General features: G+C 54.8%; 25 protein-coding genes. 16 read left to right on the top strand and 9 right to left on the bottom strand.

All coding sequences use genetic code 11. The features are described from left to right. Window positions 1-96: 96 nt before the first annotated feature. On the top strand, window positions 97-756 hold the full coding sequence (gene yccA, locus ACMGGU_RS05990; RefSeq protein WP_023335168.1) for an FtsH protease modulator YccA: 660 nt from the start codon (window positions 97-99) through the stop codon (window positions 754-756). Between the two features lie 53 nt (window positions 757-809). On the opposite strand, the gene ACMGGU_RS05985 is transcribed toward yccA, so the two are convergent. Together ACMGGU_RS05985 and ACMGGU_RS05980 are read right to left on the bottom strand one after the other, a co-directional pair. Next, window positions 810-1,286 carry a hypothetical protein gene (locus ACMGGU_RS05985; RefSeq protein WP_045908354.1) on the bottom strand — a complete coding sequence of 159 codons (477 nt, stop codon included), beginning with the start codon at window positions 1,284-1,286 and terminating at the stop codon, window positions 810-812. Continuing rightward, window positions 1,283-2,038: a winged helix-turn-helix domain-containing protein gene (locus tag ACMGGU_RS05980; protein WP_395299938.1), complete on the bottom strand. Its 756-nt coding sequence runs from the start codon at window positions 2,036-2,038 to the stop codon at window positions 1,283-1,285. Before ACMGGU_RS05980 ends, ACMGGU_RS05985 begins: the two co-directional genes overlap by 4 nt. Window positions 2,039-2,365: 327 nt before the next feature. Here ACMGGU_RS05980 and ACMGGU_RS05975 point away from each other — a divergent pair, with 327 nt between their 5' ends. From ACMGGU_RS05975 to tusE, 6 genes are all read left to right on the top strand, one after another. Continuing rightward, on the top strand, window positions 2,366-3,091 hold the full coding sequence (locus ACMGGU_RS05975) for a fimbrial protein (protein WP_231597078.1): 726 nt from the start codon (window positions 2,366-2,368) through the stop codon (window positions 3,089-3,091). A 75-nt stretch (window positions 3,092-3,166) separates the two neighbouring features. Further along, window positions 3,167-3,673: a CS1 type fimbrial major subunit gene (locus tag ACMGGU_RS05970; protein WP_045908356.1), complete on the top strand. Its 507-nt coding sequence runs from the start codon at window positions 3,167-3,169 to the stop codon at window positions 3,671-3,673. Window positions 3,674-3,745: 72 nt separating this feature from the next. Next, on the top strand, window positions 3,746-6,463 hold the full coding sequence (locus ACMGGU_RS05965) for a TcfC E-set like domain-containing protein (RefSeq protein WP_420300325.1): 2,718 nt from the start codon (window positions 3,746-3,748) through the stop codon (window positions 6,461-6,463). Window position 6,464: 1 nt separating this feature from the next. Further along, window positions 6,465-7,622, top strand: coding sequence for a CfaE/CblD family pilus tip adhesin (locus tag ACMGGU_RS05960; RefSeq protein ID WP_395299936.1), 1,158 nt, complete (start codon window positions 6,465-6,467; stop codon window positions 7,620-7,622). A 10-nt stretch (window positions 7,623-7,632) separates the two neighbouring features. Continuing rightward, window positions 7,633-8,184: a LuxR C-terminal-related transcriptional regulator gene (locus ACMGGU_RS05955; RefSeq protein ID WP_023617861.1), complete on the top strand. Its 552-nt coding sequence runs from the start codon at window positions 7,633-7,635 to the stop codon at window positions 8,182-8,184. 68 nt (window positions 8,185-8,252) lie between these two features. Further along, entirely contained in the window at window positions 8,253-8,582 is a 330-nt protein-coding gene (gene tusE / locus ACMGGU_RS05950) for a sulfurtransferase TusE (RefSeq protein ID WP_008499913.1), read from the top strand. Here the strand turns inward: tusE and yccX are convergent. The 3 genes from yccX to ACMGGU_RS05935 are packed head-to-tail and all read right to left on the bottom strand — an operon-like array spanning window position 8,579 to window position 10,228. Beyond that, the gene (yccX, locus tag ACMGGU_RS05945) at window positions 8,579-8,860 is read right to left on the bottom strand and encodes an acylphosphatase (RefSeq protein ID WP_196346086.1); all 282 of its coding nucleotides are present in this window, start codon (window positions 8,858-8,860) and stop codon (window positions 8,579-8,581) included. The two genes, tusE and yccX, sit on opposite strands and share 4 nt — an antisense overlap. 11 nt (window positions 8,861-8,871) lie before the next feature. Further along, window positions 8,872-9,660: an AraC family transcriptional regulator gene (locus ACMGGU_RS05940; RefSeq protein ID WP_262801897.1), complete on the bottom strand. Its 789-nt coding sequence runs from the start codon at window positions 9,658-9,660 to the stop codon at window positions 8,872-8,874. 10 nt (window positions 9,661-9,670) lie between these two features. Continuing rightward, window positions 9,671-10,228: a kinase inhibitor gene (locus ACMGGU_RS05935; RefSeq protein ID WP_395299935.1), complete on the bottom strand. Its 558-nt coding sequence runs from the start codon at window positions 10,226-10,228 to the stop codon at window positions 9,671-9,673. Between the two features lie 201 nt (window positions 10,229-10,429). Here ACMGGU_RS05935 and ACMGGU_RS05930 point away from each other — a divergent pair, with 201 nt between their 5' ends. Beyond that, window positions 10,430-10,744, top strand: coding sequence for a hypothetical protein (locus tag ACMGGU_RS05930; protein WP_047071946.1), 315 nt, complete (start codon window positions 10,430-10,432; stop codon window positions 10,742-10,744). Here ACMGGU_RS05930 and ACMGGU_RS05925 read toward each other — a convergent pair. Then, the gene (locus ACMGGU_RS05925; RefSeq protein ID WP_048027254.1) at window positions 10,741-11,550 is read right to left on the bottom strand and encodes a DUF4225 domain-containing protein; all 810 of its coding nucleotides are present in this window, start codon (window positions 11,548-11,550) and stop codon (window positions 10,741-10,743) included. The two genes, ACMGGU_RS05930 and ACMGGU_RS05925, sit on opposite strands and share 4 nt — an antisense overlap. 169 nt (window positions 11,551-11,719) lie before the next feature. Between ACMGGU_RS05925 and rlmI the strand changes: the two genes are divergently transcribed. Next, window positions 11,720-12,910: a 23S rRNA (cytosine(1962)-C(5))-methyltransferase RlmI gene (gene rlmI / locus ACMGGU_RS05920; protein WP_045908360.1), complete on the top strand. Its 1,191-nt coding sequence runs from the start codon at window positions 11,720-11,722 to the stop codon at window positions 12,908-12,910. A gap of 60 nt (window positions 12,911-12,970) precedes the next feature. Then, complete coding sequence (hspQ, locus tag ACMGGU_RS05915; protein ID WP_008499919.1) at window positions 12,971-13,288, top strand: heat shock protein HspQ; 318 nt, start codon at window positions 12,971-12,973, stop codon at window positions 13,286-13,288. A 37-nt stretch (window positions 13,289-13,325) separates the two neighbouring features. On the opposite strand, the gene ACMGGU_RS05910 is transcribed toward hspQ, so the two are convergent. Next, window positions 13,326-13,739: a CoA-binding protein gene (locus tag ACMGGU_RS05910; protein WP_008499920.1), complete on the bottom strand. Its 414-nt coding sequence runs from the start codon at window positions 13,737-13,739 to the stop codon at window positions 13,326-13,328. Between the two features lie 173 nt (window positions 13,740-13,912). Here ACMGGU_RS05910 and csgI point away from each other — a divergent pair, with 173 nt between their 5' ends. Both csgI and mgsA read left to right on the top strand, forming a co-directional pair. Further along, window positions 13,913-14,575 (top strand): curli synthesis inhibitor, encoded by a 663-nt coding sequence (gene csgI / locus ACMGGU_RS05905; protein ID WP_045908361.1) that lies wholly within the window; start codon window positions 13,913-13,915, stop codon window positions 14,573-14,575. An 80-nt stretch (window positions 14,576-14,655) separates the two neighbouring features. Beyond that, on the top strand, window positions 14,656-15,114 hold the full coding sequence (gene mgsA, locus ACMGGU_RS05900) for a methylglyoxal synthase (protein WP_008499922.1): 459 nt from the start codon (window positions 14,656-14,658) through the stop codon (window positions 15,112-15,114). A gap of 59 nt (window positions 15,115-15,173) precedes the next feature. On the opposite strand, the gene helD is transcribed toward mgsA, so the two are convergent. Next, on the bottom strand, window positions 15,174-17,228 hold the full coding sequence (gene helD, locus ACMGGU_RS05895) for a DNA helicase IV (RefSeq protein WP_395299934.1): 2,055 nt from the start codon (window positions 17,226-17,228) through the stop codon (window positions 15,174-15,176). Window positions 17,229-17,351: 123 nt separating this feature from the next. Between helD and ACMGGU_RS05890 the strand changes: the two genes are divergently transcribed. Continuing rightward, window positions 17,352-17,798 (top strand): YccF domain-containing protein, encoded by a 447-nt coding sequence (locus ACMGGU_RS05890; protein ID WP_023343701.1) that lies wholly within the window; start codon window positions 17,352-17,354, stop codon window positions 17,796-17,798. Window positions 17,799-17,817: 19 nt separating this feature from the next. Beyond that, window positions 17,818-19,980, top strand: coding sequence for a YccS family putative transporter (gene yccS / locus ACMGGU_RS05885; RefSeq protein ID WP_111966972.1), 2,163 nt, complete (start codon window positions 17,818-17,820; stop codon window positions 19,978-19,980). On the opposite strand, the gene ACMGGU_RS05880 is transcribed toward yccS, so the two are convergent. Then, window positions 19,937-20,563, bottom strand: coding sequence for a TfoX/Sxy family DNA transformation protein (locus ACMGGU_RS05880; RefSeq protein ID WP_023618860.1), 627 nt, complete (start codon window positions 20,561-20,563; stop codon window positions 19,937-19,939). The two genes, yccS and ACMGGU_RS05880, sit on opposite strands and share 44 nt — an antisense overlap. 217 nt (window positions 20,564-20,780) lie before the next feature. On the opposite strand from ACMGGU_RS05880, the gene sulA reads away from it, so the two are divergent. Further along, window positions 20,781-21,290, top strand: coding sequence for an SOS-induced cell division inhibitor SulA (gene sulA / locus ACMGGU_RS05875; protein WP_032637628.1), 510 nt, complete (start codon window positions 20,781-20,783; stop codon window positions 21,288-21,290). Window positions 21,291-21,644: 354 nt separating this feature from the next. Then, window positions 21,645-22,700, top strand: a complete 1,056-nt coding sequence (ompA, locus tag ACMGGU_RS05870; RefSeq protein WP_008499928.1) for a porin OmpA — start codon at window positions 21,645-21,647, stop codon at window positions 22,698-22,700. Window positions 22,701-22,706 lie beyond the last annotated feature (6 nt).

The raw sequence follows: 22,706 nt of genomic DNA, 5'->3' as shown, positions 1-22,706 counted from the left end.
CTAACCTGCTGAGTAAAGATGGGTAAAACCACTTTGAGAGTGACGCGCCGTTTCCTATTCTTTCCGTTAATTACATCTGTCATAAGAGAGTGACTCATGGATCGTATAATTACTTCCTCACGCGACCGCACATCGCTACTCAGCACCCACAAGGTGCTGCGCAATACCTATTTCATGCTCAGCCTGACGCTGGCGTTTTCCGCGATCACCGCCACCGCCAGCACCGTGCTGATGCTGCCGTCTCCGGGGTTGATTCTGACCCTGGTGGGTATGTATGGTTTGATGTTTCTGACCTACAAAACCGCTGACAAACCGGTCGGTATTCTGTCCGCGTTCGCCTTCACCGGCTTCCTGGGCTACATCCTGGGACCGATGCTGAACGCGTATCTGTCAGCCGGTATGGGTGACCTTATCGGTATGGCGCTGGGCGGTACCGCACTGGTGTTCTTCTGCTGCTCGGCCTACGTGCTGACCACCCGTAAGGACATGTCCTTCCTCGGCGGCATGCTGATGGCGGGTGTTGTGGTGGTGCTGGTGGGTATGGTGGCCAACATCTTCCTGCAGCTGCCTGCCCTGCATCTGGCGATCAGCGCCGTGTTTATTCTGATTTCTTCCGGCGCGATCCTGTTTGAAACCAGCAACATCATTCGCGGCGGTGAAACGAACTATATTCGCGCCACCGTGAGCCTGTATGTGTCGCTGTACAACATCTTCGTCAGCCTGCTGAGCATCCTGGGCTTCGCCAGCCGCGATTAAGCACAACCGATACGAAAAAGGAGAATGCCCCGGCATTCTCCTTTTTTTATGCCCTACTCACCCCGGCAAATATAGGTCGGATAGCGCCGGTCCTGAATCAGCCACACGGAAGGCGAGAGTTCAGAGATGGTGAGATAGTAGCGTGCGGTCGGACTGGCAAAGCTCCCCCACTGGGCGTCGGGCGTATTGTCGTTGTGTCGACGCCAGGTTTCGGTGTAGCTCAACACAATGACGTTATCATCGTCCCGCTGCTGCCAGGTAAAGTCCACGTCCCTGTCAACGATCAGATTTTGCCCGTCAGCCCTTGCCGCGCCTTTATAGGTGGTCACTCCGGTACCGTCCCGATGAAAATAGAACTGGGCAACAGTATTGACCTTCACTTCGCTGGCTTTTCCCTCATTGCGCGTAAAGTTAAATTCGGTGCTGCAGGCCAGCACATCCTTTTTAAACACACAGCCGGAATAGTAAAACAGCGCCAGGGCACTGCCCACCAATGCACCACCCAGCCCAAAAAGAAGTTTTATTTTCATTTTTGTGCCCCGCTTTTATAACGGATGGTTTTGCACAGGCTGGATTGACTGACCGGGCAGGCGCCAATGAACACCTCATCTGCGGCGGCAATAGAAAAACGGGCGCTGAAATAATAAATGTCGTACTCCTCACGTTCGCACGCCACGTTATTGGCCGCCAGCTGCGCCGCTAATTTCGATAACACCAGCGGTCTTCCGTGATCGTTGATAATCCAGAGACGACAATGCGCGATTTTCTCCTTAACCGGCATGAGTTTCGCCGGAACGAATATCCCCTGCTGCCGGCTAAAGTAGAAGCTCGCCCCCAATGCAGCAATAATCAATACGGCCGGCATCCCCCACCTTTTCAGGGAAGCGCGTTGTGGCTTTTCCACTTTCGCTGCAGACGGAGGCTGCGGTTCGGCGGGTTGAATACACTCTCCGGGCTGAAAAATCACATCGGCCTCAAAACGAAACCCATAACGGGGTACGGTTACGATAAATTCGTACCCCTCTCCCAGTGCCTGGAAGCTTTTACGTAATTCGCTCACCGCTTTATTGAGATTATTTCCCGATGGCGTAAAGCCAAACTCCTCCCACACGCGGGTAATCAATTCCTCCCGACTCAGGTCGTGCCCTTTGTGCTTAATAAATTCCTGTAAAAGGCGAACGGCGGGGGCCGAAAGCGTTAATACAGATTCCGGTTGCCCAACAAGACTTATTGCATGTGCTTCAGGATCAAATAACAACGAATTATTGCATATAAAAAACATCTTTTATTCTCGGCTGTTACCGCATGCTTTTTAATCCCTGGTACATCGACATGAAAACCCCCTCCTGACTTGCTTATTTTTTCATCAGAAGGAATTTTCTCTCCATCCCTGGTCGCGGTATTTTCGCTTAACTATACAACCTTAAAGCCAGAAAATCAGGATAAAAAACTGTATATAACGAGTTAATTAATACAAATTTTCACAAGCCGCTGTTCTGGTTAAAGTTTCCCTGCCCTGAAGCGATACGAAAGCAGACGGTGTCCTGGTGTTAACGCGCCGCCTTTAAACTCAGAGCAGGCAGACTTGATCGTGAAACAGAAAAAAAGAGTGAGCGTCACAACCGCCTTTTATGTCGCCGCGCTGTCATTGCCATTTTTCCCGGAAATGGCACTGGCCAATATGAGCGTGTATCCCATGGAACTTAACGTGGATAAGTCCGGTGCGGCGCAAATTAAGGTGGCGTCAAAAACGGATGATATTCAGTTCATTCGGGTGAGGCAAAAGAAAATTCTTAATCCCGGCACGGCCCTGGAAAAAGAGATTGATGTGGCGTCGTGGAAAGAGGGTGGCGTTGTTGTCACGCCGGAAAAATTCGCCCTTGCGGCAGGCGCAATGCGCGTGGTTCGCCTGGTATCGCTTACGCCCCCGGAAAAAGAGACGACCTGGCGCGTCTATTTTGAAGGGGTCAAGCAGCCTGACAGCATTATTCCGGGCAAGGCAGAAAGCCCTGCTGCGACGGCAAGACTGGGCGTCAATGTAATCTGGGGCGCCCTGATCCATCTCGCACCGGAAAAAAGCGTGGTTTCTCTGTCGATTGACCCTCAGAGGGGAACGTTAAAAAACAACGGCACGTTGCGCGTGCCGCTGAGAGAGATCGGTATTTGTGATGCGGATTCGTCGTGCAGATGGATTAAAGAAGACGCGACGATTTATCCGGATACCGAACGGAAATTAAAAACGCTCGCGAAGGCACAAGGCCAGAAATATAAATTCCGCTACTTCAACTGGCTGAATAAAACCGCTGAAGAAGCTGATTTACCCGTCGTGCAATAACACGACGTTACCGTAAAGACCCCAAAGGGTTTGTTTAAAGAGCCAGGGTGCTCATTTGTAAATATGGAGATATCAATGCGTAAGTATTTTAAACCTCTGATGATTGTTGCCGCGATGACCACGTCCGTTAACGCGCTGGCGATTCAAAAAGATATTACCGTCAACGCCAGCGTTGATTCACAGCTGGATATGACCCAGGCCGATAACACGCCGCTGCCGGCAAGCATCGATATGCAGTACCTGCCTGGCCGTGGCCTGGAAAGCTACCGTCTGAATACCAAGGTGTGGTCTAACTCCGCGACCAGCAACGTAAAAGTCCGTCTGGTAAGCGCCGCGAAGCTGGCGAATGCCGACGGTGCTGAGACCATCCCAATGACGGTGATTCTGGGTGATAAAACCCTCTCTACCGCAGATGTGGAATATACCGGCGCCGAACTGTTCCCGGGCAGCATTGAAAACGGTTCAGCGGTACTGCCGCTGACCATTTCCCAGACCACCAAAGGCATTCTGAAAACCGGTCAGTACAGCGGCGTTGTCAGCCTGATGCTGACGCAGGCGACGACCACGGAAGGCGGTGCGTAACACCACAGCACCTAAGGAATAACGTCAGAGGGTGCTCACCCTCTGACGTCAGGATGATGTCGAGGCTCGTTCATGGCGTTTCACAGAAATACCCTCCTCTTTGTTGCTTTGTTACCCGCTTCCATCCAACTCGCCTGCGCAGGGATGGCCGTCCCGCCAGGTTTTGAAGACCTGGCGAAGACGCAGCGCCTGTGGACAGAGGTGAACCTCTACGGCGAGGCGCTGGGCCTTTTTGAAACGGATATCACGCTTGAAACGGTCAGCTTTGTCGCACCTGAAACCGTGGTAGCGGCCATCAAACGCCGGTTTAATGACGACCCATCCCTCGTTGCCACCGTGTCTGCCGCGCTGGCCGTTCCGCTTGCCCGTAACGGCAACCTGGCCTGCAGCAGTAACGGCTCCGCAACGGGCTGTGATTACATCAATACCGACCGCGCGGCCATTATTTATGACGAGAATAACGCCCGCATTAACCTATTCCTGGACAAGAAATATCTACCTAAGCAGACGGCAGAGAATCAATGGTATCAGCCCACTCAGGGCACCGAAAATGCGCTGATCCATCAGCAGAACATTAACTTCGTGGCCGACAGGGATTATCAGTCGGCAACCGTGCAGGGCAACGGCGCGCTGGCGCTCACCCATGACGGCTATGTGAATCTCGACTGGACCTGGCTGGGGCAGCGTTCACGGCACCAGCAGCAGCAGGAGGTCACCGTCAACAACGCCTGGTTCCGCCAGGATATCCTGCGTCAGTACTATGTCCAGTTAGGTGAGATGGATACCCGCGATCTGTTCAGTAACGCGGGCGGAAATATCAACCTCAGCCAGCTGCCGCTGGGCAAAATTCGCGGCCTGCGCACGGGTTCAACACGAGCATGGATGAACCCGGTTCAGCAGTCGAAGGGAACCCCTGTTACCGTGCTGCTTTCCCATGATGCGCGTATCGATGCCCGCCGGGGAAATCAGCTACTGGCGAGCTTCTATCTGAATGCCGGGGCGCAAACCCTGGACACGCGTTCGTTCCCGGACGGGAGCTACACCGTGACGCTCTCCATCTATGAAAATAACCGGCTGACGCGCACCGAGCAGGTGCCGTTTACCCGAACCGGCATTACGCCATTTGACCGCGTCGAGTGGTTCCTGCAGGCGGGCGAAACCGACAACAGCGATCAAAACGAAGAACGCCGCGCGGTTGCGCAGGCGGGCGTTCGTCTGCCCGTGACCCCGACGCTGGCGCTGACCAGCGGCGCAACGTTCAAGAAAAACCAGCGTTTCCTGGAGAACGCGCTCGACTGGAGCCGGGGCTTCAACGCGGGCCCGATCGATGGCGTGCTGAGTACCCGGTTTAGCTACCTCTACGGCAGCGAAGGCCAGCGCGGCAATATTCAGCAAATCAGCTACAACGACGGTTTTTCTTTGAGCGTCTATCGCAACGCGTTATCCGCTGAAAACTGCAACACCCAAAGCGCGGGATTTGACGCCGTGAATGGCTGTTATCGCACCCTCTCGGTGATGTTCTCCGTCCCGGTCGGCGCCTGGTATGCGAGCCTGGGGTATTCAGATAACCGCAACGAAGGCCGGTACGTTTCACGCCGGGAACTGCCGAACAGTGACAATCGCCACGATGCGGGTCTGCCGTGGGAATCGGTCTATATGACCCGCTCGCGCACGCGGGCCTGGCAGGCTGGCCTGAGCAATGCCTTTAGCACCCGAGGCCTGAACATTAACAGCAGCATTAACCTGTTTATGCGTAACGATGACGCCCGCGACGGCAGGGATAAAGGCGGCTACCTGAGCGTGAGCCTGTCCATGGCGCATAACCGTCAGGGTGATGCCTCAAGCTACACCTCTCTGGGCGCGACATGGCAGCACCAGCAGCGTGAAAAAAACCAGCTGAGCTACAGCGTGGCGCATAACTGGTATGCCGATGCCCGCGGTGAAAATGAGTACGGCCTCAGCGCGTCGGGCATTAACAGCGACTCGCTGAATACCTCAGCCTATACGCGCCAGGGAGGACGATATGGCAACGGAAGCCTGACCGTCAGCGACGCCTGGGATCGTCAGGATCGTCGCCATACGCTGAGCAGCAGCGGCAACTACAGCTCAACGCTCGCGCTGTCCCGCTCTGGCCTGTGGCTGGGCCGCTGGAGCGACGGTCGCCCTGCTTCCGCCGTCGCGGTGAACGTGGCGACGCCGGAAGATGCTCAGGATCCGCGCGTCGCCGTGTCGCTGGATAACAGCGGGAGCGCAGACATTCCGGGCAATAGCCGCGCCCTCTTCGCGGTACCGGGCTATCAGCAGACGACGTTGACGATTAACGAATCGCTGGACGTCTCCCGGGGAGCCAGCAGTGAAATCACGCAAGGGTCAGGCAGCAGAACGCTGTTTATGGTGCCAGGCAAACTGCTGCGCCGGGACGTGCAAACGACCGCAAGCTACACCTGGCTTGGCCAGTTAACCGACGAGCACCATTCGCCGTTTATCGGCGGCGTGCCGCTGAACGTGAACGGCTGGAGCGACCTTGGCAACGGCGGGTTTAGCGCGCAAAGCGACGCCCTGCTGCATAACCTCTACCTGGTGCGTCAGCAGCAATTTTATCAGTGCGCGCTGAACGTGAAGAGTATGCGCGACGTCGTGCGTTACGTCGGTTCGATTCCCTGTAAGGAATTAACCTTCTCCGCCCTGCCGGATGCTGTCCAGCAGCAGGCGCAGCTGATGCTGGCCGGACGGTCGGTCCCTGCTGGCCCGACAGCCATGAATACCGATAGCCTCACTAAAGGGAAATGATGTGATTAAGTGCCTCTTTATTTTACTGTTATTAAGCCTGTGGGCCGGCCAGACGCTGGCGGGCGCTCCCGCGGGACGAAACTCCAGCGTTGGGATCAGCTTCGATCGTATGGCACCGCCTGCGCGTTTTGACATCTGGTTTCATGAATCGGGTGGTTATGACCCCGCCGATCCGCAAAAGTGGGGGCGTAACACCCTGACCTGTGAGTCCCGGACTGACACCACGAACGGCGCCTGCATGAACGCCCCGGTCTGGTTCTCGGCGAACCCAGCTGCGCCTTATGCCATCAACTTGCGTTTTACGCATGCCCTCACCAGCAAGACGGTGGATATCAAGGTGTATGGCGATCACTACATGTTTATCAACAATAAAGTGTTTACTTTCGCCAGCTTCGTGACAGGAGGAACGGTCGACGTCTCAGCCTGGAACAGAGAGCCCTACTTCGATTTCTATATCGTGAAAAGCGAACTGGATAAGCTCGCCCTGCCGGGGATCTGGACCGCCACGCTGAAGCAGAACCTGCGCCAGTGGGGAAGCGCCGACTGCGGCGGGAACTTCAATGACGTGAATGTCGGCTGTCCTGGCTATCTCACCATCGCCAAATGGCAGGCCAATATTCGCATTGAGGTAGTCGACCCAGGAAACCAGCAGATCTATCTGCCGGCCTTTCCGCACTCCACGCCCATCGTTAACCTCAACCTGACCAACTTCCCGGGGCGCCCCGGGGGCAGCGAGATCCAGGGGGAAAACACGCTGGATATGTGCCTGTACGACGGCAAAAACAGCACCAGCACCCGCGCCTATCTGCGCTTTGAGGATGACGGGCTTCCCTCAGAGGGGCGTGCCGAAGGGGCGTTTTCTATCAGGCGGCGCGGTGGAAGCCAGACCGACGCGCGGGATCGACTCGATTATCGGGTCTCCGTCACTAATCCCATCACAGGCGCAACCGAAACGGTCGCGAACGGTAAAACCCTGGTCTGGCAGGGCACTAACGATCCGCAGTTTCTGCGTCAGGTCGTGCTGCCGGGCGGACGCGAAAGCGTACTGTGCATTCCTGCCCCTATTATCCTGAAAACCCCTGCGTTTGCCGCCAGCAGCAAAAACGCAGGCGACTATACCGGCACGCTGCGCGTTATCTATACGCCCAGCACGTTATAACGAGGTCACCGTGAGTTACGCCATTCTCGACAATAATCGATTTTACGCCGAAGGGTTGCGCTATGCGCTGCTGCGTCGGGGCGTCCAGCCAGAGGTCATAAGCGATACCGTACAGTGGCAGCCAACGCTGCTTACCCGTCGCGTGGTGGTCGTCCGCTGCCGTTTTTCCGTGGCGGCGACGCATCAGGCGCTGATCAACATTTTGCTCAGGCTGGAAGCCGCCCGCTGGAAAGGCAGCCTTTATCTGGTCTGCAACGAAAAGGGGTGGGCGCTGGCGACGCATTTACGCAAGCGTTTCGGTACGCTAACGCTTTATATCATCGACGACAGGATCGCCGTTGCCGATGCGGCGTATTTGCTGGCAAAAGAGCCGCGTCGCGTTCGAAGCCTGGACTGTTGCCTGACCGTTCCTGAATTCAACGTGCTCGATCTGATGCTGACCGGGTTGCCGGTCCGCCACATTGCCATCGTGACGCACATGTCGGAGAAACAGGTTTCAACCCATAAATGCAACGCGCTGAAGAAGCTCAATGCCAACAACCTGCTTCAGCTGCTCCTGTAGGTCACGGTTTATCCTGAGCCCGCTTTTTTGCTACACTGTCGCCGATTTTTCACCTACGACAGAAGATTATGTTCATTTTTGCAGGCCAGGAAATTGAGACCGATAGCGAAGGCTATCTGAAAGATACGACGCTCTGGAGCGAACCGCTGGCGGAGAAAATTGCGGAAAACGAAGGCATTACCCTCTCCCCCGAACACTGGGAAGTGGTGCGTTTTGTCCGCGAGTTCTACCTTGAATTCAACACCTCTCCGGCCATCCGCATGCTGGTCAAGGCGATGGCCAATAAGTTCGGTGAAGAGAAAGGCAACAGCCGCTATCTCTATCGTCTGTTCCCGAAAGGCCCGGCAAAACAGGCCACCAAAATTGCCGGCCTGCCTAAACCGGTGAAGTGCATTTAGTAGCGAATACCGAAGTTAACGTACTCCCGGCCGGGTTGATGCGGTTCCGTTAGCACCTTATCAACCCGCGCGCTGCGCGGCCCGCCCGCCTTTAGCCACGCCACCAGCTTGTCGACCTGCTCCGCTTCGCCGCAGGCGACCACCTCAACGCTGCCGTCATCCATGTTGCGCGCGTATCCCGTTAGCCCAAGCTGAACAGCCTCGCGCTGGGTGCTGTAGCGGAACCCGACGCCCTGAACGAGGCCGTGAACCCAGGCAATAGTGCAGACTTTTGACATTCTTCTTCTCCTTAACGTAGCGTTTTCGGCAAACAGCCGTAGTGTTGCCGAAAACGGGCGGTGAAACGAGAGCTGGACAGATACCCACATTGTAATGCGATTTCGCCGATCGGTAATCGGGTTGACTGTAACTGTGACAGCGCAACGCCCATCCTCACCTCCTCCACAATCTGGCGAAAACTCTGTGACTCCTCGCGTAACCGCCTGCGCAGCGTCGGCACGCTTAATGCGAGACGGCTGGCGACATCCTGCGCGGTCCAGGCTCTGGCGGGCGACAGCATGATGAACTGTCGCACCTGCTCGGTCAGGTTATTGTTTCGCTCAATAAGCAGCGGACCTGCCACGCCGTCATGCAGCAATGCCAGCAACAGACCGAAGGCCTGATGTTTTTGCAACGCCTCCGGTAACTCCTGACGCACGGCGTGCAGCAGGTTATCCCACATAAACGCCAGCCCCTCGCTCAGCGGAGCACAGAGCGAATGTAACGTCATGCGCGGCCAGGATTTCAGGTAATGCGCTTTAAACTCGGCAACGATTTCCGGCGATAACATCAGCAAGTCCGAGTGAAACAGACCGTTTGCAGGCTGATTGATGATCTCCATTGCCGTATTGGCAGGGATAATGATGAGTTCATCCCGGGTGGCCACCAGGCGGTTATCGTCCTGCACAATCACCTTACTGCCGTGAGTGATATGGCAAATCGCCGGGAAAAAGAGCTTAACCTGGTGCAGGCGATGCATTTTGCTGGCACTCACTTCACCCGCCGTGAGATGTTTATGTCGAAAATGGAACTCCTGCACCCCGCCATCCTTATCTGCTGTAGGTTGCTGTTAACTGAGCCTTTGCCAGAACGTGACTATTGAGCATAAAACCGACCAGCGCGCCGCTGGCATTTTTGTCGATGGGCAGTTTATCCACGTCCAGCGCCCAGACGGTCATCTGATAGCGGTGAGGCTTGTCCCCGGTAGGGGGACATGCGCCGCCGAATCCAGAATAACCGAAATCATTACGCCCCTGCACAGCGCCAGCAGGTAATTTTTCGCCATTTGGGTTACCGGCACCAGCGGGCAGCGTCATTGTCTTCGCGGGAATGTTGGCTACGGTCCAGTGCCACCAGCCGCTGCCGGTAGGCGCATCCGGGTCATAGACCGTAATGGCAAAACTTTTCGTACCCGCAGGCGGATTTTCCCACACCAGCTGCGGTGAGGTATTCCCACCGTGGCAGCCAAATCCCTCAAACACCTGCGGTAACGTTAACCGCCGATCGCCGGAAATATCCCGGCTGGTCATGCTGAAAGACGTTGCTGCGAAAACCTGAAAACTCATTGCCGTCAGAGCGGCTATTGTGATGACACTGCGCTTTTTCATGGGTATTTCCTTTGCTGAACCGGAAGCCCTAAGATAAAGCACGCAACAATGCCTCAATGTGCCTAAGCGATTTGATTTTGTGCCGAAACGCTCAACGGCATCCGCAGATGATTGCGCCTTGCTGAATGTGCTACTCTACGCACCGTGAGTATGTACGTGTATAAACAGTAAATGGGATTTTTTGCGTGAAAGGAAAACGATATGAATGTCACTGATGAAGCTCTGTTGCGTTCTGGTTTCACACTGTCTGACTTGCAGAAGATAAAAAATAACGTTGAGAGATACGGTGGAACGCTTGAAGAGGCGATTTACGATCTCGCCCGTCGATTTAATACCTTACTTTGGGTAGCCAGTGTATGCTTCACGATCCTGATTATACTTGTCGTTTTCAGTTCACCTCTCAAAGCATTGGCGTGGGGGCTGGCGATTATCATAGGGGTAAGCATTATGACTCTCGCACAGCCTCCTGTACTGTCGTATAAATCCTGGCGTTACCGAAAAAGCACCAGAGATTAACGGGTTCCGTTATCTGTTGTTATCAGATCAAAAATGACCTTGGCTTTAACGCCATATCCGACAATCTTCATCGTGAGTTTAGGCGCGCCCATCGTACTGACTTTGCGATAGTAATCGTGTGGAAGCCATCGAAACAATCTCCACGCTCCCGTTTTTCGGGCTAGTCCAGCGATACTATAGACACTGGCACCAAGAGTAACACCGTTATAAAAAGCCAATCCTGAGTTGGGACTGAACCCCATAAACTGAGCTGTTTCCATAACGGTATCAGCAATCATTCCCTGTGAAGGTTTTTGTCCTGCTGGTAGATCAAAGTTGAGTACTTCCCGGGTCAACCCGTTAATTCCATCAGCAATAAGGACAGCTCCTGCAAACATGCCTATCGGCCCCATAGTGGATAACATCACAAATCCACCAAACAAAACGACGCCTGATAGCACAACATTCACTGCCGAAATGACATATCCGACAATTTTATTATTTTCCCTGACAAACTCGACTTTTGCATAAAGCTGCGCGGCGCGGGTTCTTAGCAGATGCTCTTGCTCACGAAGATTTTCCGTTTCAGCTCGAAGATTCTTGATGCAAACCATACATTCTTCATCTGTTCTGGCACGACGCGCTGTTGCAAACTCCTTTTCAACGACCTGTTTTATTTCTTCTACAAACTTGATACGACAAAGCCCGTCCTGAAGGTAGAAGGCTGATAACTGGTTGGCTGTATCAACGAGCTTACGCGCCTCCAGATTAACCATGGTCTCAGACCATGCCCTGTTTCTTCCCTTATTTAGTAACGCAATATCCATTTTGATTCCCTCCGGCTTTTTAACGGTAACGAGCTTAATTACTCCATCGCTTTGATTATTTTATGTGCGACGCGATCAGGAACAACAGAAAATGATTTCAACAAGCTCTGATCCGTTTTGATGTGCTACTCTACGCGCCATTTCCCTGAAATCGACAGAACAGCAAATTATGAGTGTACGTTTAGTGTTAGCCAAAGGGCGCGAGAAATCATTACTGCGCCGTCATCCCTGGGTCTTTTCCGGCGCGGTTGCCCGTATGGAAGGCAAAGCCAGCCTCGGTGAAACCATTGATATCGTGGACCACCAGGGGAAATGGTTAGCGCGAGGCGCCTACTCGCCAGCGTCCCAGATCCGTGCCCGCGTCTGGACCTTCGATAAAGACGAAACCATCGACATCGACTTCTTCGTGCGTCGTCTGCAGCAGGCGCAGCAGTGGCGTGAGTGGCTGGCAAAACGCGACGGGCTGGACAGCTACCGCCTGATTGCCGGTGAATCTGACGGTCTGCCGGGCGTGACCATCGATCGCTTCGGTAACTTCCTGGTGCTACAGCTTCTGAGCGCCGGGGCGGAATACCAGCGCGCTGCGCTGATTAGCGCCCTGCAAACGCTGTTCCCGCAGTGCGCCATTTACGACCGCAGCGATGTGGCGGTGCGCAAAAAAGAGGGCATGGAGCTGACGCAGGGTCCGGTCACAGGTGAACTGCCGCCTGCCCTGCTGCCGATTGAAGAGCACGGCATGAAGCTGCTGGTGGATATTCAGGGCGGGCACAAAACGGGTTATTACCTCGACCAGCGCGACAGTCGTCTGGCTACGCGTCAGTACGTTGCCGACAAACGCGTGCTCAACTGCTTCTCCTACACCGGTGGTTTCGCCGTTTCGGCGCTGATGGGCGGCTGTGCCCAGGTGGTCAGCGTGGATACCTCACAGGAAGCGCTGGACGTGGCAAAACAAAACGTCGAGCTGAACAAACTGGATCTGAGCAAAGCCGAATTTATACGCGACGACGTCTTCAAGCTGCTGCGTAAATACCGCGACCAGGGCGAGAAGTTCGACGTCATCGTGATGGATCCGCCAAAGTTTGTGGAAAACAAAAGCCAACTGATGGGCGCCTGCCGTGGGTATAAAGATATCAACATGCTGGCCATCCAGCTGCTGAACCCGGGCGGAGTTCTGCTCACCTTCTCCTGCTCCGGCCTGATGACCACAGATTTATTTCAGAAAATCATCGCCGATGCCGCAATAGATGCTGGCCGTGATGTACAATTTATAGAGCAGTTCCGTCAGGCAGCCGATCACCCCGTGATTGCTACCTACCCGGAAGGACTGTATCTGAAAGGGTTTGCCTGTCGCGTCATGTAACTTGAAAAGAGAAATATTGCCCGCACATAACGTGTAAGTCGTATTTCCCGGGAGGTGACTATGATTGCCAGCAAATTCGGTATCGGCCAGCAGGTCCGCCACACTTTGCTCGGGTATTTGGGTGTGGTCGTGGATATCGACCCGGAGTATTCCCTTGATGAACCGTCAGCAGACGAGCTGGCGGTGAACGCAGAGCTTCGCGCCGCGCCCTGGTACCATGTGGTGATGGAGGGGGATGATGGACAACCCGTTCACACCTATCTTGCTGAAGCGCAGCTAAGCAGCGAGCTGCAGGAAGAGCATCCGGAGCAACCCACTATGGATGAACTTGCTCAGACTATCCGCAAACAGTTACAGGCTCCGCGCCTGCGGAACTAAGCGTGTAAAAAAAGCCCGATGAACGGGCTTTTTTTTATTATTTCGCCAGCCCCAGACGGGGGATATCGATCGCCGGACAGCGATCCATGACGACGTTTAACCCCGCATCCCGCGCCAGCACCGCAGCCTGCTCGTTAATCACGCCCAGCTGCATCCACAGCGTTTTCGCCCCGACGGCAATAGCGTCCTGCGCCACTTCCCACGCGGCCTCGGAGTTTCGGAAGACATCAACCATATCAATTTTTTCCGGCACGTCAGCGAGCGTGGCATAACCCTGCTGGCCCAGTAAGGTTTTCCCCGCCACTTTTGGCGAGACCGGGATGACGTGGTAGCCCTGATCGAGAAGGTATTTCATCACCCGATAGCTTGGACGATCGGGTTTATCGCTCGCGCCCACCAGCGCAATGGTACGCGTGGATGTCAGAATCTCGGCAATATCGTTCTCTTTCATGGTTTTTCTCCTGGCTTTTTTAAAAGTGTACGCCAAACCGCACATCTCAACCATCCATCCCATACCGACGCATGAGGGCAAAACGGCGAAATATGTCTATATGTTAGTAAACATGATTCTCGAAAAATTTAGATACATTAATGCGGCGACAGGATTTCTGACGGGAGCCTTCTATGAAAACCGGTATTGCCACTGCTCTGATTGCGTTAGTGATGCCGGTCTGCGTTTTTGCTACCACGCTCCGGCTCTCTACCGATATTGATCTCCTGGTACTGGACGGAAAAAAGGTCTCCAGTTCCTTATTGCGCGGTGCGGACAGCATCGAATTGGATAACGGGCCGCATCAGCTGGTATTCCGGGTGGAAAAATCGATCGGTCTGGCGAATCACGAGCAAAGGATGTATATCTCCCCGCCGCTGATTGTCAGCTTTAATACCCGGCAAATCAGTCAGGTTAACATTACACTGCCTCGTCTTGAAACCGAGAAGGAATCGGCGGCCTTCGACGCTTCACCCCGCATTGAACTGCTGGACGGGGATGCGATGCCGATTCCGGTGAAGCTGGATATTCTGGCGCTGACGACCTCACCGAAAGGTCCGGACTACGAGGCCGCGACGCAGACCTATAACAAAGCGGGTAAACGCGCGTCGCTTCCTCAGTTTGCCACCATGATGGCTGACGACAGTACGCTGCTTTCCGGCGTCTCAGAACTGGACGTCATTCCTCCCCAGTCCCAGACCCTGACGGAACAACGCCTTAAATTCTGGTTCCAGCAGGCCGATGCCGACACGCGGGCCCGATTTTTACAGTGGGCAAAACAACAACCTTCATCATAAGCCACATTTTTTACGCCTTTCTCTTGCAGCGTCAAACGGTTCCCGTCATCGTGTAGGCAGTTAACCTGATGGATATGATTATGGAACTGACAACACGCACGCTCCCGGAACGCAAACACATTGCTCTGGTGGCGCACGATCACTGTAAACAAATGCTGCTTAACTGGGTTCGCCGCCATCAGTCTTTGCTGGAAAAGCACGCCCTGTCGGCAACCGGCACTACCGGTAACCTGATCCAGCGCGAAACGGGTCTGGAGGTGAACGCCATGCTGAGCGGCCCGATGGGTGGCGATCAGCAGGTCGGCGCGCAGATCTCCGAAGGGAAGATTGATGTGCTGATCTTCTTCTGGGATCCGCTAAACGCGGTTCCGCACGACCCGGATGTCAAAGCCCTGCTGCGTCTGGCGACGGTGTGGAATATTCCGGTGGCGACAAACCTCTCGACGGCGGATTTCATCATCGAATCGCCGCAGTTTAACTCACCGGTAGATATCCTTATTCCGGACTATCAGCGTTATCTTTCAGAGAGATTGAAGTAGCTTTTTTTGCCGGGTGGCGGCTACGCCTTACCCGGCCTACCCATCCTTGCCCGTCTTCGTTAAGGCTTCCGCGCCACCGGCACATCAATACTCTTCAAAATATCGACAAACACGGATGGCTCCTCTTTATTGAACAGCAGCCACACGCGATGGCGCGCGCGGGTCATGGCCACATACAGCAAACGCCGCTCTTCGGCATCCGGGAAGTCTTCCGGCACCGGCAGCAAGGCCTGCTCCATGACCGACTCGCGGGCCGGAGCCGGGAAACCGTCGCTGCCCTCTTTCAGCCCCATGACAATCACATAGTCGGCCTGCTGCCCTTTGCTGGCGTGAATCGTCATAAATTCAAGCTGCAGCTTCGGCCAGCGGGTGGCCGCCTTTTCCAGCGCCTCGGGTTTGAGGTGATGGTAACGCGCCAGCACCAGGATACGCTCATCGGGCTTCGCGTAACCGCTGAGCTTGTCCAGCAGCGGTTCCAGCTGATCGTCCGCCAGCAGGGTCACGGCTTTTTTATCCCCTGGCCGCAGGCTATTGAGCGGTTTTGCCAGCTGATGCGGGTTCTGCTGGATAAAGCGGTTGGCGATTTCACCAATCCGTGAATTGAAGCGGTAGGTCGTGTCCAGATCGCTGCGATCGCCTTCGCCAAAATAGTGGTGGAATGCGGTCGTCAGCGAAAGCTGTGCCCCGCTGAAGCGATAGATGGCCTGCCAGTCATCCCCCACCGCAAACAGCGAGGTATGCTTATTTTGCGCCCGCAGCGCTGAGAGCAATGCTGCGCGCTGCGGAGAGATGTCCTGGAACTCATCCACCAGAATATGCTTCCACGGGCTGACAAAACGCCCCTTCTCAAGAATGATGATGGCCTGATGGATCAGGCCGGAAAAATCGACGGCATTTTCCGCTTTTAGCGCGGTTTTCCAGGCCTTCAGCAGCGGCGCCATCAGCTTGACCCGCTTCGAAAACAGATCGCGGATCGCCTCCGGCGCGCTTTCAATCATCTCTGCCTGCGTTCCACCGTGCATTCGCATCAGGCTGACCCAGCGGTCAAGCCGTGAACCCAGCCGACGCGCCAGTTTGTCATCCTGCCAGAAGCTGCCTTCCGGCACGTCCCAGTTGAGCTCCTCCTCGAGCCACTGACGCCATCCTTTCGCCTGCGCCTTTTTCTCACTGCACTGCTGGCGCCACGTTTTGATAAACAGCGCCTGACGCGCCTGCGCGTCGTTTTCCAGCTTACTGATAGCAGGCACTTTTTTACTGCCCTGCTGAATAATATACAGGGCAAGGGCATGGAAGGTTCTGGCCGTGATATCCCGGGTATGCAGACGTTCCTGGATCCGTTCGTCCATCTCCTGGGCCGCCTTGCGACCAAAGGCCAGAAGCAGAATTTGATCGGCGACCGCTTCCCCGGTCGTCAGTAGCCAGCCGGCACGGGCCACCAGCACCGACGTTTTACCGCTACCGGCCCCCGCCAGCACCAGCAGCGACTGCTCGCCGTTAACCACCGCGCGCGCCTGGGCCGGGTTGAGCGGCGAAGACTCCACCGTACTGAAAAAGTCGGCGTATTGGGTGAGCATGGCGTCCGTCCAGGCCTTATTATGGGCGAGCCGGCTTTTATCCTTATCATTCAACCAGGCCTGGCACTGGCGCCAGGCGTCGCGACAGTTGTCAAACTCCTCGAGACGCGTCACGGAGATCGGCAGCGCCGAGAGTGCCTGCCGGATTTTTTGCTGTAGCCCGGCGGTCTGCTGACGGGTGAGCCACGAATGCTGCGCGTTGCTTTGCGCGATATCGTCCAGCACCTTCTGAAGCACCCCGGCGGCAATCACGCTCATATCCTGACTCCACCGCTGCCAGAGCGCGTTCAGGTGATGATGAAAACGCTGGGTTTCTGCCCACTCGGTGCCGTGAAGACGCACGACTTTATCGTCAGGCAGTACGAACTCCAGTTCGCCCCACACCAGCCCGCGTTTGCAGTGGATAGCCAGAAGCTGATTAAACGGAATAAGGTATTCGTGGCGTTCTCCGGAGACTTTCACCCCGGCATTAAGGAGAACCACCCGGTCGTATGGGTGTTGCGCCAGACGTTTGCCTAACGACGTTGCTTTCAGTTCCATGTTCCGCCAAATCCACGAAGAGATAATTTACCTGACAGTGTAACTGCCAGTTTTAAGGTGCTCCAGCCTAAAAAAACGTTACAATCATTGGGCGTTAATTTTATCGAAAGGAAGTGAGGGTTTATGCGTACCGTTCTGAATGTGTTGAATTTTGTGCTGGGCGGTTTTGCCACCACCCTTTCCTGGCTTTTTGCCACGCTGGTGAGCATCGTCCTGATTTTTACGCTCCCCCTGACCCGCTCCTGCTGGGAAATCACAAAACTCTCCTTCGTCCCCTACGGGAATGAAGCCATCCACGTTGACGAGCTGAATCCGGAGAACAAAAACGCCCTGATGAATACGGGCGGAACCCTGCTGAACATTCTGTGGCTGATTTTCTTCGGGTGGTGGCTCTGCATCATGCATATTTTTGCCGGTATTGCGCAGTGCATCACGATTATTGGTATTCCGGTGGGGATCGCGAACTTTAAGATCGCCGCGATCGCCCTTTGGCCCGTCGGGCGCAGGGTTGTTCCGGTCGAAGTGGCCCAGGCGGCGCGTGAAGCCAATGCGCGTCGTCGTTTTCAGTAACTAAGGACTGGCCGCGTTTATGCTAAGCCCACTGCTTCGCCGTTATACCTGGAACAGCACCTGGCTTTATAACGTCAGGATATTTATCGCGCTTTGCGGCACGGTTGCCCTGCCCTGGTGGCTGAATGATGTCAAGCTCACCATCCCACTCACGCTGGGCGTCGTGGCCGGGGCGCTGGCGGACCTGGACGATCGTCTGGCCGGACGTTTACGTAACCTGGTCATTACGCTCGTCTGCTTTTTTATTGCTTCAGCGTCCGTTGAGTTACTTTTCCCCTGGCCCTGGCTGTTTGCCCTGGGTCTGACGCTCTCAACCAGCGGGTTTATTTTGTTGGGCGGCCTTGGGCAGCGCTATGCCACTATCGCATTTGGCGCCCTGCTGATCGCCATCTACACCATGCTGGGCGCATCCCTCTACGACCAGTGGTACCAGCAGCCGGTTCTGCTGTTGCTCGGTGCCATCTGGTATAACCTGCTGACCTTAACCGGTCATCTGCTCTTCCCGGTTCGCCCTCTGCAGGACAACCTTGCCCGCAGCTTTGAGCAGCTAGCCCACTATCTGGAACTGAAATCCCGGCTGTTCGACCCGGATATCGAGGAAGAAAGCCAGGCGCCGCTCTACGATCTGGCGCTGGCTAATGGCCAGCTGGTTGCCACCCTCAACCAGACAAAAGCCTCTCTGCTGACCCGTCTGCGTGGCGATCGTGGTCAGCGCGGAACGCGAAGAACCTTGCACTACTATTTTGCCGCCCAGGACATTCATGAACGTGCCAGCTCCTCGCACGTGCAGTATGCCGCCCTGCGCGAGAAGTTCCGCTATAGCGACGTGATGTTCCGCTTCCAGCGCCTGCTGTCCATGCAGTCCCAGGCGTGCCAGCAGCTCTCGCGCTCCATTCTGCTGCGCACGCCCTATCAGCATGACCCACGTTTTGAACGCGTCTTCAGTCATCTTGACGCGGCGCTCGACCGCGTTCAGGCCAGCGGAACGTCACCGGAACACATCAAAGCGCTGGGCTTTCTGCTGAACAACCTGCGGGCGATTGACGCGCAGCTGGCGACCATTGAGTCCGAGCAGGCGATGGCGCTTCCGGGCAGTGAAGTGGACAATCAGCTTGCTGATGACAGCGTGCACGGTTTTAGCGATATGTGGCTTCGCCTGAGCCGCAACTTTACCCCGGAGTCGGCTCTCTTCCGCCACGCGGTGAGAATGTCGCTGGTGCTGTGCGTGGGGTATGCCTTTATCCAGATAACCGGGCTGCATCATGGCTACTGGATCCTGCTGACCAGCCTGTTCGTCTGTCAGCCGAACTATAACGCCACCCGACACCGTCTTGCGCTGCGCATTATCGGCACGCTGGTCGGCGTCGCAATCGGCCTGCCGGTGCTCTATTTCGTGCCTTCCGTCGAAGGGCAACTGATTCTGATCGTGATCACTGGCGTGCTGTTTTTCGCGTTTCGCAACGTGCAGTACGCCCATGCCACCATGTTCATCACGCTGCTGGTGCTGCTCTGCTTTAATCTGTTGGGTGAAGGGTTTGAAGTCGCCCTGCCCCGCGTGATTGATACGCTGATTGGCTGCGCGATCGCCTGGGCCGCGGTCAGCTTTATCTGGCCGGACTGGCGTTTTCGCAATTTGCCGCGCGTGGTAGACAGGGCGATGAATGCCAACTGTCGTTACCTTGACGCTATTCTGGAGCAGTATCACCAGGGCCGCGATAACCGTCTGGCTTACCGGATAGCACGTCGCGACGCGCATAACAGTGATGCTGAACTGGCCTCCGTTGTCTCTAATATGTCAACGGAGCCACGCGCCACGGCAGAGATTCGTGAAACCGCGTTTCGCCTGCTTTGCCTTAACCATACGTTCACCAGCTATATTTCGACGCTGGGGGCCCACCGTGAGAAGCTCACCAACCCGGGAATTCTCAACCTCCTTGATGACGCCGTCTGCTATGTCGATGATGCACTGCATCACCGCCCAGCCGATGAACCGCGTGTGCAACAGGCTCTGGATGAACTGGCTCAACGCATTGCGCACCTTGACCCGGGAAACGACAGCAAAGCGCCGCTGGTTCTTCAGCAGATAGGCCTGCTTATCGCTCTGCTGCCTGAAATTTGCCGGCTGCAACAGCACATCGCTACCTGGAGGAACGACTCTCCTGTGGCTCAGGCAGCGCATTAAACCACTCCGTCAGCTCCCGGCGGATGCCTGCCGGGAGTGCCGCCTCATGCAGCCCTTCGATAGCCCCTTCCAGCGCAAAGAGAACTTTAATACTGAGTGCTTTATTCTTAGCCCGCATCTTCAGCCAACTCGCTCTGGCGCCCAGCGCCCGCAGCGTTTCTTCATTGGTGATACCGGCTTCAAAGAGCAAGACTTCAAGCTGAAAGGTCAGGTTCGGCAGATCCTTAAGACGGTTTCGTTGGTGACGCTGGTAGCGCTCTTTCCTTGCCGCACTGAGCGCAAACGAGGAGAGCTGAAGCAACCGCTCCCTGTCCTGCCATAATCCGTCATCCACACGATAATAGTTGAGCAGCACCGGGCGGCCTCGCTTCATCAACGTCAAAAAGGAGGAGGCGTTTTTTACACAGTATTTTGCACTCTCCTCACACGCACGAAGATAAAGTTCGCCATCGGACACCATGGCAAAGACCGCATCATCCACCGCCAGGGTGTAGCCGCCAAACAGCGCGCGATGATGAATCTCGCCCAACGGGGACAGGTATTCCTGGGATTTATAAATCCGTTCATAAGATATCTTTTTCATGATATTTCCCTTCAGAATCATAGACTAACAACAAAATTTCTTACTAGCGGATCCGTTAGCAGGAAAATAGGCAACTTATCGTCGTTGAGCAAGATGATTTTTCGAGGGGCATCAAGATTGAATGAATTTTGCGAGTCGCTTTCCGAAAATGAGGTTGATCTTTGGGCATACAGGGGTTACTGTATATCCATACAGTAACTACAGGGCTGGAATGAATATGCACACTTCAGGCTATGCAAATCGCGCAATCTCTCTCTCTTCTGCCGCAGGCAATGTCGCGCAGAATTCCGTCGAGCGTGTTTCCACAGGGCTTATCAGTGAAGTGGTTTATCGTGAAGACCAGCCCTTGTTAACGCAACTTCTTTTACTGCCGTTATTACAACAGCTCGGTCAGCAATCGCGCTGGCAGCTTTGGCTCACGCCACAGCAAAAGCTGAGCCGCGAGTGGGTTCAGTCCGCTGGCCTGCCGCTGACCAAGGTCATGCAGATTAATCAGCTCTCGCCTTGCGATACCGTTGAGTCGATGATCCGCGCGTTACGCACAGGGAATTACAGCGTGGTGATTGGCTGGTTACCGGAAGAGTTGACGGAAGAGGAACATTTCCGCCTGACTGAAGCTGCTGAAGAAGGGAATGCGATCGGGTTCATTATGCGTCCGGTTCGATCGGATTCTTACCGCAGAGGACAACTTTCTGGGCTAAAAATTCACTCAAATTTGTATCATTGAGTGAAATTAAGATTTTTCCTGGAATTTTTTTTGACCGCAAGATGAGGTTTTAGTTCCCGACCTCAAAATTGCGGCAAGGCTTGTCTGGTGCGGTTCTCCTTCATTTTATTGCACAAAATTCGTTCGAAAAATGTTAAATAATCGGTATACGGAACTTTTTTTTTCATATGCCTGACGGACTTCACACTTGTAAGTTTTCAGCTACGTTGTAGACTTTACATCGCCAGGGGTGCTCGGCCTAAGCCGAAGATATCGGTAGATTTATATTTGACCACGCCCCCCGGTGAAGGATTTAACCGTGATTCTCTCTTGAGACTTTCATGGCGAATTTTGGATGATAACGAGGCGCAAAAAATGAAAAAGACAGCTATCGCGATTGCAGTGGCACTGGCTGGCTTCGCTACCGTAGCGCAGGCCGCTCCGAAAGATAATACCTGGTATGCAGGTGGTAAACTGGGCTGGTCTCAGTTCCACGACACTGGCTGGTACAACAGCAGCCTGAACAATGATGGCCCAACTCACGAGAGCCAGCTTGGTGCAGGTGCGTTCGGTGGCTATCAGGTTAACCCGTATGTTGGTTTTGAAATGGGTTACGACTGGTTAGGTCGTATGCCATACAAAGGCGACACCGTAAACGGCGCTTTCAAAGCACAGGGCGTTCAGCTGACCGCTAAACTGGGTTACCCAGTAACTGACGATCTGGACGTGTACACCCGTCTGGGCGGCATGGTATGGCGCGCTGACTCCAGCAACAGCATCGCTGGCGACGACCATGACACCGGTGTTTCCCCAGTATTCGCTGGTGGCGTTGAGTGGGCTATGACCCGTGACATCGCTACCCGTCTGGAATACCAGTGGGTTAACAACATCGGCGACGGCAACACCGTTGGTGTTCGTCCAGACAACGGCATGCTGAGCGTAGGTGTTTCCTACCGTTTCGGCCAGCAGGAAGAAGCAGCACCAGTTGTTGCTCCAGCGCCGGCTCCAGCTCCAGAAGTACAGACCAAGCACTTCACTCTGAAGTCTGACGTTCTGTTCAACTTCAACAAAGCGACTCTGAAACCAGAAGGCCAGCAGGCACTGGATCAGCTGTACACCCAGCTGAGCAACCTGGATCCTAAAGACGGTTCTGTAGTGGTTCTGGGCTTCACCGACCGTATCGGTTCTGACGCTTACAACCAGAAACTGTCTGAGAAACGTGCTCAGTCTGTTGTTGATTACCTGATCTCTAAAGGTATCCCAGCTAACAAGATCTCCCCACGTGGTATGGGCGAATCTAACCCAGTTACTGGCAACACCTGTGACAACGTGAAAGCTCGCGCTGCACTGATCGACTGCCTGGCTCCAGATCGTCGCGTAGAGATCGAAGTTAAAGGCATCAAAGACGTTGTAACTCAGCCAGCGGCATAAGTTATC

The organism is Enterobacter sp. BNK-8, assembly GCF_048685095.1.
GTDB classification, from domain to species: domain Bacteria; phylum Pseudomonadota; class Gammaproteobacteria; order Enterobacterales; family Enterobacteriaceae; genus Enterobacter; species Enterobacter quasiroggenkampii.
The sequence above is the reverse complement of the archived record's forward strand: the minus strand, read 5'-3'. Positions and strand labels throughout refer to the sequence as shown.

Bases quoted from the DNA above. Each gene is read 5' to 3' on its own strand.
- yccA (WP_023335168.1), top strand. From the start codon at position 97: ATGGATCGTATAATTACTTCCTCACGCGACCGCACATCGCTACTCAGC.
- ACMGGU_RS05985 (WP_045908354.1), bottom strand. From the start codon at position 1,286: ATGAAAATAAAACTTCTTTTTGGGCTGGGTGGTGCATTGGTGGGCAGT.
- ACMGGU_RS05980 (WP_395299938.1), bottom strand. From the start codon at position 2,038: ATGTTTTTTATATGCAATAATTCGTTGTTATTTGATCCTGAAGCACAT.
- ACMGGU_RS05970 (WP_045908356.1), top strand. From the start codon at position 3,167: ATGCGTAAGTATTTTAAACCTCTGATGATTGTTGCCGCGATGACCACG.
- ACMGGU_RS05965 (WP_420300325.1), top strand. From the start codon at position 3,746: ATGGCGTTTCACAGAAATACCCTCCTCTTTGTTGCTTTGTTACCCGCT.
- tusE (WP_008499913.1), top strand. From the start codon at position 8,253: ATGTTCATTTTTGCAGGCCAGGAAATTGAGACCGATAGCGAAGGCTAT.
- yccX (WP_196346086.1), bottom strand. From the start codon at position 8,860: ATGTCAAAAGTCTGCACTATTGCCTGGGTTCACGGCCTCGTTCAGGGC.
- ACMGGU_RS05935 (WP_395299935.1), bottom strand. From the start codon at position 10,228: ATGAAAAAGCGCAGTGTCATCACAATAGCCGCTCTGACGGCAATGAGT.
- ACMGGU_RS05930 (WP_047071946.1), top strand. From the start codon at position 10,430: ATGAATGTCACTGATGAAGCTCTGTTGCGTTCTGGTTTCACACTGTCT.
- ACMGGU_RS05925 (WP_048027254.1), bottom strand. From the start codon at position 11,550: ATGGATATTGCGTTACTAAATAAGGGAAGAAACAGGGCATGGTCTGAG.
- rlmI (WP_045908360.1), top strand. From the start codon at position 11,720: ATGAGTGTACGTTTAGTGTTAGCCAAAGGGCGCGAGAAATCATTACTG.
- hspQ (WP_008499919.1), top strand. From the start codon at position 12,971: ATGATTGCCAGCAAATTCGGTATCGGCCAGCAGGTCCGCCACACTTTG.
- ACMGGU_RS05910 (WP_008499920.1), bottom strand. From the start codon at position 13,739: ATGAAAGAGAACGATATTGCCGAGATTCTGACATCCACGCGTACCATT.
- csgI (WP_045908361.1), top strand. From the start codon at position 13,913: ATGAAAACCGGTATTGCCACTGCTCTGATTGCGTTAGTGATGCCGGTC.
- mgsA (WP_008499922.1), top strand. From the start codon at position 14,656: ATGGAACTGACAACACGCACGCTCCCGGAACGCAAACACATTGCTCTG.
- helD (WP_395299934.1), bottom strand. From the start codon at position 17,228: ATGGAACTGAAAGCAACGTCGTTAGGCAAACGTCTGGCGCAACACCCA.
- ACMGGU_RS05890 (WP_023343701.1), top strand. From the start codon at position 17,352: ATGCGTACCGTTCTGAATGTGTTGAATTTTGTGCTGGGCGGTTTTGCC.
- yccS (WP_111966972.1), top strand. From the start codon at position 17,818: ATGCTAAGCCCACTGCTTCGCCGTTATACCTGGAACAGCACCTGGCTT.
- ACMGGU_RS05880 (WP_023618860.1), bottom strand. From the start codon at position 20,563: ATGAAAAAGATATCTTATGAACGGATTTATAAATCCCAGGAATACCTG.
- sulA (WP_032637628.1), top strand. From the start codon at position 20,781: ATGCACACTTCAGGCTATGCAAATCGCGCAATCTCTCTCTCTTCTGCC.
- ompA (WP_008499928.1), top strand. From the start codon at position 21,645: ATGAAAAAGACAGCTATCGCGATTGCAGTGGCACTGGCTGGCTTCGCT.